7 protein-coding genes are annotated in these 8141 nt (G+C 74.3%); 3 read left to right on the top strand and 4 right to left on the bottom strand.

Annotated elements, in window-relative coordinates; translation table 11 throughout:
* Positions 1 to 178: 178 nt before the first annotated feature.
* The 4 genes from ADK60_RS08960 to wecB form a co-directional block, all read right to left on the bottom strand.
* Positions 179 to 1225 carry a MupA/Atu3671 family FMN-dependent luciferase-like monooxygenase gene (locus ADK60_RS08960; RefSeq protein WP_053644687.1) on the bottom strand — a complete coding sequence of 349 codons (1047 nt, stop codon included), beginning with the start codon at positions 1223 to 1225 and terminating at the stop codon, positions 179 to 181.
* Between the two features lie 38 nt (positions 1226 to 1263).
* The gene (locus ADK60_RS08955) at positions 1264 to 2211 is read right to left on the bottom strand and encodes a TIGR03560 family F420-dependent LLM class oxidoreductase (RefSeq protein WP_053644684.1); all 948 of its coding nucleotides are present in this window, start codon (positions 2209 to 2211) and stop codon (positions 1264 to 1266) included.
* 69 nt (positions 2212 to 2280) lie between these two features.
* A complete protein-coding gene (locus ADK60_RS08950; protein ID WP_053644682.1) occupies positions 2281 to 2988 on the bottom strand; it encodes a 4'-phosphopantetheinyl transferase family protein in 708 nt (235 codons plus the stop codon).
* A complete protein-coding gene (wecB, locus tag ADK60_RS08945; RefSeq protein WP_053644681.1) occupies positions 2985 to 4154 on the bottom strand; it encodes a non-hydrolyzing UDP-N-acetylglucosamine 2-epimerase in 1170 nt (389 codons plus the stop codon). Before wecB ends, ADK60_RS08950 begins: the two co-directional genes overlap by 4 nt.
* A gap of 447 nt (positions 4155 to 4601) precedes the next feature.
* Between wecB and ADK60_RS08940 the strand changes: the two genes are divergently transcribed.
* From ADK60_RS08940 to ADK60_RS08930, 3 genes are read left to right on the top strand one after another with little or no spacing between them, the layout of a single operon-like run.
* Positions 4602 to 5822, top strand: a complete 1221-nt coding sequence (locus tag ADK60_RS08940) for a DegT/DnrJ/EryC1/StrS family aminotransferase (RefSeq protein WP_079008175.1) — start codon at positions 4602 to 4604, stop codon at positions 5820 to 5822.
* On the top strand, positions 5819 to 7042 hold the full coding sequence (locus tag ADK60_RS08935) for a glycosyltransferase family 4 protein (RefSeq protein WP_053644677.1): 1224 nt from the start codon (positions 5819 to 5821) through the stop codon (positions 7040 to 7042). The genes ADK60_RS08940 and ADK60_RS08935 overlap by 4 nt, the downstream gene beginning before the upstream one ends.
* Positions 7039 to 8139 (top strand): hypothetical protein, encoded by a 1101-nt coding sequence (locus tag ADK60_RS08930; RefSeq protein WP_045942560.1) that lies wholly within the window; start codon positions 7039 to 7041, stop codon positions 8137 to 8139. Before ADK60_RS08935 ends, ADK60_RS08930 begins: the two co-directional genes overlap by 4 nt.
* The last annotated feature ends 2 nt before the right edge of the window (positions 8140 to 8141 follow it).

Genomic DNA, 8141 nt, shown 5'->3' with positions numbered 1-8141 from the left:
TCGCTCGCGAGGTCTACCGCGTGCTCACCAGCACACCAACCGAACAAATCACGCAAACCGACCTTGCTCCCGCAACTTGACGTCTATAGGAGCATCCGCCGGACGACAACGGGTGTGCGGCCCGGAGGAGCTCTCCTCCGGGCCGCACACCCGTGCGTGGTGCGCGGTGCACGCGGCGTCAGCCGGCGACGGCGCGGGCCAGTTCGGCCAGGCGCGGCAGGCTGGCCAGCACCTCGTCGGTGGGGACGCCGAAGTCGATCAGGCAGGCGATCTCGTCGACGCCGGTGCCGGCCAGCCGCTCGGCCAGGGCCGTCGCGGTCTCCACCGTGCCGAACAGGCCGTGCCGGTCGAAGTAGCGCTCGAAGGCCTGGCCGACCAGGAAGTCGAGGTCCCGCTCGGACAGTCGCGACAGGTCCGGCATCCGCCCGCCCGGACGGGCCAGCAGGCCGGTCAGGTGCAGCGAACTGCGCAGGTAGCGGGACATCGGCCCGCGCACGGCGGCGCGGACCCGGTCCACGTCGTCCCCGAGGAAGGTGTGCAGCATCAGGGTGACGTGCCCGTCGCCGCCGTCACCCAGCGGGCTTGCCCGGTACGCCTCCCGGTAGAGCCCGATCCGCTCGGCCAGGGTGTCGAGGTCCTGGCCGAGCAGGTGGGTGAGCAGCCCCGCCCCGAGCCGGCCCGCGGCCGCGAAGGTGTCCGGGTTGCCGGAGGAGGTGAGCCAGACCGGCAGTTCGGCCTGGACCGGGCGCGGGTACACGGTGATCTCGCTGTCCTGCCCGCTGCCGTCGCGGCGGGTGACCGTGCCGCCCGCCCAGAGCCGGCGGACCTCGGCGATCCGGTCCTCCGTCAGCTGCCGGCGGTCGGCGTAGTCGTCGGGCGCGAGGACGAAGTCCCGACTGTGCCAGCCGGAGGCGAACGAGACGTCGACCCGGCCGCCGGAGATGTTGTCGACGAACGCCCACTCCTCCGCCACCCGGATCGGGTCGTGCAGCGGGAGCACCACGCTGCCGGCCCGGATCCGGATCCGGTCGGTGGCCGCGGCCAGCGCGGCGGCGGTCACCGCCGGGTTCGGGTAGAGGCCCCCGAAGGGGTGGAAGTGCCGTTCCGGCGTCCAGACGGCGGTGAGGCCCTCGCGGTCGGCGAACCGGGCGCCCTCCAGCAGGAGGCGGTAGGCGTCCGCCGCCGAGCCCTCCTCGGCGGCGAAGTAGCTGAGACTGAGTTGCATGGCGGGACTCCCCCAGTGGTGCGGATCTGACGTGCGGCTCAGGCGGCCGGGCCGGCGGCGGGGACGAGCGAGGCGGCCTCGGCGAGCAGCGGCAGCTGGCCGAGGTCGGCCGGGTTGTTGATCTGGGCGTACCAGTGCACGGCCCCGGCGTCCCGGTAGGCGGTCAGGGTCTCGGCGATCTCCTCGGGCGTGCCGACGGCGCCGTAGCCGCGGATCTCCTCGACCGGCTCGCCGGTGTCGAGGACCCTGGCGGCCAGCTCCCGGGTGTCGCGTCCGACGCACAGCACCACGGCGGCGGTGACGGTCACCTCCGCCGGGGCCCGGCCGACCTCGGCGCAGGCCTTCGTCAGCCGGTCGATGCCGGCGGCGACGTCCGCGGGGGCGCCGAAGGGGATGTTGAACTCGTCGGCGAAGCGGGCCGCGAGCAGCGGTGTGCGGCGCTTGCCCTGGCCGCCGACCAGCAGCGGGGGCCGGGGCCGCTGGACCGGGCGGGGCAGCGCGGGGCAGCGGTCGATTCCCGTCCGCAGCCCCTGGTAGGACACCTCGGTGCCCGGTTCGGCGGCCCACAGCCGGGTGACGATCTCCAGGGTGTCCTCCAGCCGGTCGAACCGCTCGGCCACGCCGGGGAACTCCAGTCCGTAGGCCTGGTGTTCGCGCTCGTACCAGCCGGAGCCGACGCCGAGGGTGAGCCGGCCGCCGCTCATCGCGTCGACCTGGGCCGCCATCAGCGCCAGCACGGCGGGCTGGTGGAAGGTGGCGGCGGACATCATCGTGCCGAGCCTGATCCGCTCGGTGTCCCGGGCCAGGCCGGCCAGCGTGGTCCAGGCGTGCAGCGGGCCGGGGCCCGGGTCGCCGTCCCCGATCCGGAGCAGGTGGTCGCTGGTCATCAGGGCGTCGAAGCCGAGCCGTTCGGCCTCCCTGGCGAAGGCGGCGACCGCGGCGTAGGTGGTGCCCTGCTGGGGCTCGACCAGGAGGCGTAGCGTCATCGTGGATCCGTTTCGGATGGTCGGGGTGGGGTGGGGCGCCGGGGCCGGCCCGTCACAGCGGTGGGCCCGTCACAGCGGGCGCAGCGGCGGCGGGTGCGGGCAGTCCCGGCGGGGGAGCGCGAGCGCGGCGGCCACCGGGACGCCGAGGTCGAGGGCCCAGACGCTCCACTCACCGGGGGCGGCCCAGCGGCCGGCCGAGCGGAGGCTGTCGCCGGGGGCGTCCGGGTCCACCCGGACCTCGGTCAGTCCGCCGCCGCCGATGCCGTGCCCGGTCGCCTTGGCGAGGGCCTCCTTGAGCGTCCAGTGGCGCAGCAGCGCCGGCCAGTCCGGCTCGCCCGCCGCCCGGAGCTCCTCCGGGTGCAGGACGGCCGCCGGCAGTCCGGGCGGCGGGGGCGGGCCGGCGGGGCGGTGCCGCTCGATGTCCAGGCCCAGGGGCTCGACGCCGACGGCGCACGCGGTCCAGTCCCGGCTCTGGCTGACACTGACCGTCAGTCCGGCGGGGCGGCCGCGGCATTCGACCCGCAGCGGCCCGGCGGGCGTGCGGAGCAGCTCGACCTCGGCCGGCCCGCAGTCCGCGGCGGCGGCGACCAGCCGGCGGGCCGTCAGGCGCCGCCACAGGTAGCGGACGGCGGCGGGCCGGCTGCGGTAGCGCTCGGCGTGCCGCAGTTCCTCGGGCCGGCTGGCGGTCTCCGGAGGGGGTTCGGCGGGCACGGTCCTGACGGCGAGCCGCACCGGCGGGTGGTGGCCGGCGGGACAGTCCTGCGGCGCCGTCGTCACGAGGCGGCGCGCACGCCGGCCACCGTCGGCCTCCCGGCCGCGGCCGGGAGGGCCCAGCGCTCCCGGATCGCGGCGACGCTGCGTTCGGCGGCCCGGCCGTCGCCGTAGCAGAGCAGTCCGGGCTTGCGCATCGCCTCGTAGGCGGCGCGGTCGGCGAGCAGGCCGAGCACCTCGGCGACGATCCGCCGCCGGTCGGTGCCGATCAGCTTGGCGCAGCCGGCCGCCACGCCCTCCACCCGCTCGGTGCGGTCGCGCAGGACCAGGACCGGGCTGCCCAGCGAGGGGGCCTCCTCCTGGACGCCGCCGCTGTCGGTGAGCACGAGCGTGGCGCGGTGCAGCAGCCCGACGAAGTCGGTGTACGGCAGCGGTCCGCACAGCAGGACCCCGGGGTGGCCGCCGAGCGCGCGCTCGAAGACCTCGCGGACCTGCGGGTTGGGGTGGAGCGGGACGACGAAGCGCAGGTCGGGCCGGGCGGCGCAGAGTTCGGCGACGGCCCGCGCGACCTCCTCCGTCGGGCGCCCCCAGGACTCCCGGCGGTGCATGGTCAGCAGGACCACCGGGCCGCTGTGGGCGACGAGTTCGGACAGCCGCGGGTCGTGGAAGTCGACCGGGCGGCGGAGGATGGTGTGCAGCGCGTCGATCACGGTGTTCCCGGTGACCACGATGTCGGCCGGCTTGATGCCCTCGCCGAGCAGGTTGGCGGCGGCCTCCCGGGTCGGGGCCAGGTGCAGCGCCGCGACCTGGGCGATCATGCGGCGGTTGATCTCCTCGGGGAACGGCTCCTGCGGGTCCCCGGTGCGCAGCCCGGCCTCCAGGTGGACCACCGGGATCCGCGCGTAGGTGGCGGCCAGGGCGGCCGAGAACGCGGTCGTGGTGTCTCCCTGGACGACGACGAGGTCCAGTTCTTCGCGCCGCAGCGGCTCCTGGAGGGCGTCGACCAGGTCGGCCGCCATCGGGCCGAGCGGCCGGCCGGGTCTGAGCACCTTGAGCCGGTAGCGCGGACACAGCCCGAACGCCTCGTTGATCTCCTCGACCATCTCCTGGTGCTGGCCGGTCGAGACGAGCACCGGACGGAATCCGTCGGCGGCCGCGAGCGCGAGCGCGAGCGGCGCTATCTTGATGGCTTCCGGGCGAGTTCCGTAGACAATACCCACACGAAGGGTCATTGAGTTCCCTTCCCCCCAGTTTGTGAGCGAATCGTTTGCGCGCCGAATCGGACAGGGCCGTATTGCGGACCGACCGAGCGGAATGCGCCGCAAAGATCGCCACCACTGCGGAGAGAGGGCGGCAGCCACACCGACGAGGTACACGGGCCGCGGGTCCGGGCCCCTGCTACGGGGCGGCGCGGCGGGGCCACCCGAGGGCCCGCGCCACTTGACTGTCCGGCGACACATCAGCTTTGCACGCGTCAGTTGCCCAGGTCAACGGCTGATCGTCAGGTTCATGCTCGACTTCTGCGAACCCTTGACGCCCATGATCGCTGTGCTAGCGTGCGAGCTGCGGTTGCCGACCTGATAGTTGGGCAACCCGGACATTCAACCGCCAGTCCGGCAAAGGGCATCCGTGGATACGGACCAGCCGGGACTGCGCGACAAGCACATATGTGAACATCTGTGGGGGTAGATGTGAATGAGGCGCTCAAAGTCGCCGCGCGCACCGAGGATGTAATTCTTCCATTCGGCCGCCCTATTTACGACGAGCGTGAGACCGACGCGGTCGTTTCGGCATTGCGCTCCGGAGATCTGGCCACCGGCCGGATCGTCCAACAATTCGAGGACGACTTTTGCGCCGGCTTCGGCTTCGGTCACGCGCTGGCCGTCACCTCCGGCAGCACCGCCAATCTGCTGGCCCTCGCCGCGATGGTGGAGCTGGGACGCGCCCGACCCGGTGACCGGGTGGTCGTCTGCGGCGCGACCTTCGTCAGCGCCGTGTCGCCCGTCTCCCAACTGGGCCTGGTGCCCGTCTTCGTGGACATCGCCGAGGGCGATGTCAACATCGACCTCGACCTGGTCGAGGAGGCCGTCACCGCCCACGGCGCCGTCGGCGCGCTGCTCCCCCACACACTGGGGCAGCCGCTGCCGATGGACCGGCTCGCCCGGATCAAGGAGCGGCACGGCATCTTCCTGATCGAGGACTGCTGCGAGTCGCTCGGCGCGACCTCCGGCGGCGTCCCGATCGGCACCGTCGGCGACGCGGCCACCTTCAGCTTCTACGCCGGCCACCATCTGACGATGGGTGAGGGCGGCGTCGTCGCCTGCTCCTCGGACGAGGTCGCGCAGATGCTGCGCAGCCTGCGCGCGTTCGGCCGCGACCCCGGCTACCGGCTCGGCCGCTTCGGCTACCCCGTCGGCGACCGCCCGGTGGCCGCCGAGGAGCGGTACGTCCACCTGCGGCTCGGCTACAACGCCAAGATCACCGATTTCCAGGCAGCCTTCGGCCGGGTCCAGCTGACCCGCGCCGCCGAACTCGCCGACCAGCGCCGGGAGACCGCGGCCGCGCTGGAGGAGGTGCTGACCGCCTTCGGCTGGCAGGTCCTGGGCACCCCCGCCGCCGCCGAGGCGGTGCCGTTCGGCATCGCCGTCCTGCTGCCCGAGGGGCTGCGCAACGTCGACGTGGTGCAGCCGCTGATCGAGCACGGCATCGACCCGCGCGGCTTCCTCGGCTCCTCGCAGGCCGACCAGCCCTGCTTCGACGCCGTCCCCACGGTCGTCCACGAGCCCTACCACCGGGCACGCGAACTGGCCCACCGCGGACTGCTGTTGGGCTGTCCCCCGGCCACCGACCACGTCGCGGCCGCGGCCGCGCTGCGCAGAGCTCTGGAGTCGCTGTCGTGAAGATCCTCCTCGTGGCGGAGAAGTACCCGCCGATCGTCGGCGGCGGCGAGACCCACCTGCACCAGCTGGCCGAGGGCCTCGCCGCCCGGGGCCACGAGGTCACCGTGGTCACCGAGACCGTGCCGCCGGGCCCCGAGCGCGACGCCTACCGCACCGGCGCCGTCCGGGTGGTGGAGGTGGACGGCCTCATCGACGCCTGCCAGCGGCTGGACGGCAAGCAGGCCGTCGCGAGCCTGTACCGCGAGTTCACGGCGAGCGACGCCGACGTCGTGCACGTCTTCAACTACGTGCCCGCGCTGCTGACCACCTGGCTGCGCAGTGCCGTCAGGGGCCGGCTGGTGGTCTCCCTGTTCGAGACCCACATGCCCGGCATCCGGGTGTTCGACCTGTGGGGCGACTACGACCTGGAGCGGACCCTCCAGCGGAGCCTGGTCGACAACCTGCGGGCGGACCTCATGGTCGCCGGATCGCAGGCCTACCGCCGCTGGGCCCTGGACGCCGGCTTCGAGGACCGGGACATCCACGTCGTGGAGTTCGGCACCGACCTCGGCCGCTTCACCGAGGACGCGGAGGGCCGCGCCGCCTGGCGCGCCCGGCACGGGGTCGCCGACGGGGACACCGTCTTCCTGGTGCCCGCCCGCCCGGTCCCCCGCAAGTGCATCGAGGACGCCGTCGCCGCCCTGGCCGTGGTCGCGAAGTCCCACCCGGGCGCCCGGTTGGTGCTCACCGCCCCCACCGCGCGCTCCAACGACGCGTACGTGGACGGCCTGCGGGACCAGGCCGAACGGCTCGGGGTCGCGGACCGGATCATCTGGGAGTACGGCCTCGCCTGGCAGGACATGCCCGGCCTCTTCGCCGCCGCCGACGCCGTCGTCCTCCCCTCCTCGCACGAGGGCTTCGGCATCGCCCTGGTCGAGGGCATGGCCGCCCGGCGGCCGGTGATCACCTCCGACGTCGAGGGCCACGACGAGGTCATCGACGACGGACGGACCGGCTTCCGCTACCCGCCGCAGGACGTCGCGGCGCTCGCCGGGCGGATGACCACCGTCATCGAACAGGACATGCGGCAGCTCGTCGACGAGGCCCGGGCCGAGGCCCGGCGCCGGTTCTCCTCGGAGGCCGTCGTGGCGGGACACGAGCGCGCCTACGAGGCGGCGCTCGCACTGCCCCCGCGCACCGAGGGCACCCCCTCCGACCGAGTGAGTGAAATCCAGGCATGAGCGTCAACCACCTCGCCGCCACCGCGGCCCCCCTCGCACCGCCGAACCGGTTCACCGACCTGGCCGCGGCGCTGACGGACTGGCTGCGCCGCGGCGGCACCCGGGCGGAGAACGGCGCGTACTGCGGCTGGCGCACCGCCGAGGGCGAACTCTCCTACCACTACCCCGAGATCACCGGCTACATCCTCACCTTCTTCGCGTACAGCGCCGCCGACGAGGCCGACCTCGGCCGGGCCCGCTCGGCCGCGGACTGGCTGATCGACCGCTTCGACCGGGGCGACCTGTCCGGCCGCCCCGACCGCGGCGACGGCACCGTCTTCCCGTTCGACCTCGGCATGATCACCCACGGCCTGCTGACCTTCGGCGCCCGGACCGGGGACGAGCGGATCCTGGCGGCCGGGCGCCGCGCGGCACGACTGCTGCTCGACACCCGGACCGACGGCGTCCTGCCCACGCTGCTCACCCCCGAGGGCGCTCCCGCGCCGCGGCCCGCCTGGTCGACCACCGGCCGGGCCCACCTGCTCAAGGTGCTCCAGGCGCTGCTCAGCGCCGCCGAGCACGGGGTCGAGGGCGCCGCCGAGGCCGCCGAGCAGCTGGTACGGGAGGCCGACGCGACCGGGGCCCGGCCCGGCTCGGCGCCGCTGGCCACCTGCCCGGAGAGCGACCTGGTCAGCCTGCACGCCTCCTGCTACGCGGCCGAGGGGCTGTGGATGTGGGGCACCGCCCGCGGCGACGCGGCGGCCCTGGAGCGCGCCCGGACGATCACCGCCTGGGTGTGGGAGCAGCAGCTCGCCGACGGCGGCTTCACCACCTACGCCCACCTGACCGGCGGCCCGGCCGGCGACCACCGGCAGAGCGACGTGCTCGCCCAGGCCGTCCGGCTCGCGGTGCTGCTCGACCTCGACCCGCCCCGGCTCGCCGACGCGGCCCAGGCCCTGGTCGAGAGCACCGAACGGCACGAGGACGGCGCGTCCACGCTGTACTGGCCGGCCGCGCCGGAACGCCACCGCAACTGCTGGAGTTCGCTGTTCGCCCTCCAGGCCCTGCGCCTGCACGGCGACCGCGGTGCCTCCCTCGACTGGCGGGAGCTGGTCTGACG

The sequence above is a fragment of the Streptomyces sp. XY431 genome, from assembly GCF_001279805.1.
Taxonomy (GTDB): domain Bacteria; phylum Actinomycetota; class Actinomycetes; order Streptomycetales; family Streptomycetaceae; genus Kitasatospora; species Kitasatospora purpeofusca.
Note: the sequence above shows the minus strand (reverse complement) of the source record. Positions and strands in the feature narration are given on the sequence as shown.

Excerpts from the sequence above, each read along its gene's own strand:
- ADK60_RS08960 (WP_053644687.1), bottom strand. The coding sequence starts at position 1,225 with ATGCAACTCAGTCTCAGCTACTTCGCCGCCGAGGAGGGCTCGGCGGCG.
- ADK60_RS08955 (WP_053644684.1), bottom strand. The coding sequence starts at position 2,211 with ATGACGCTACGCCTCCTGGTCGAGCCCCAGCAGGGCACCACCTACGCC.
- wecB (WP_053644681.1), bottom strand. The coding sequence starts at position 4,154 with ATGACCCTTCGTGTGGGTATTGTCTACGGAACTCGCCCGGAAGCCATC.
- ADK60_RS08930 (WP_045942560.1), top strand. The coding sequence starts at position 7,039 with ATGAGCGTCAACCACCTCGCCGCCACCGCGGCCCCCCTCGCACCGCCG.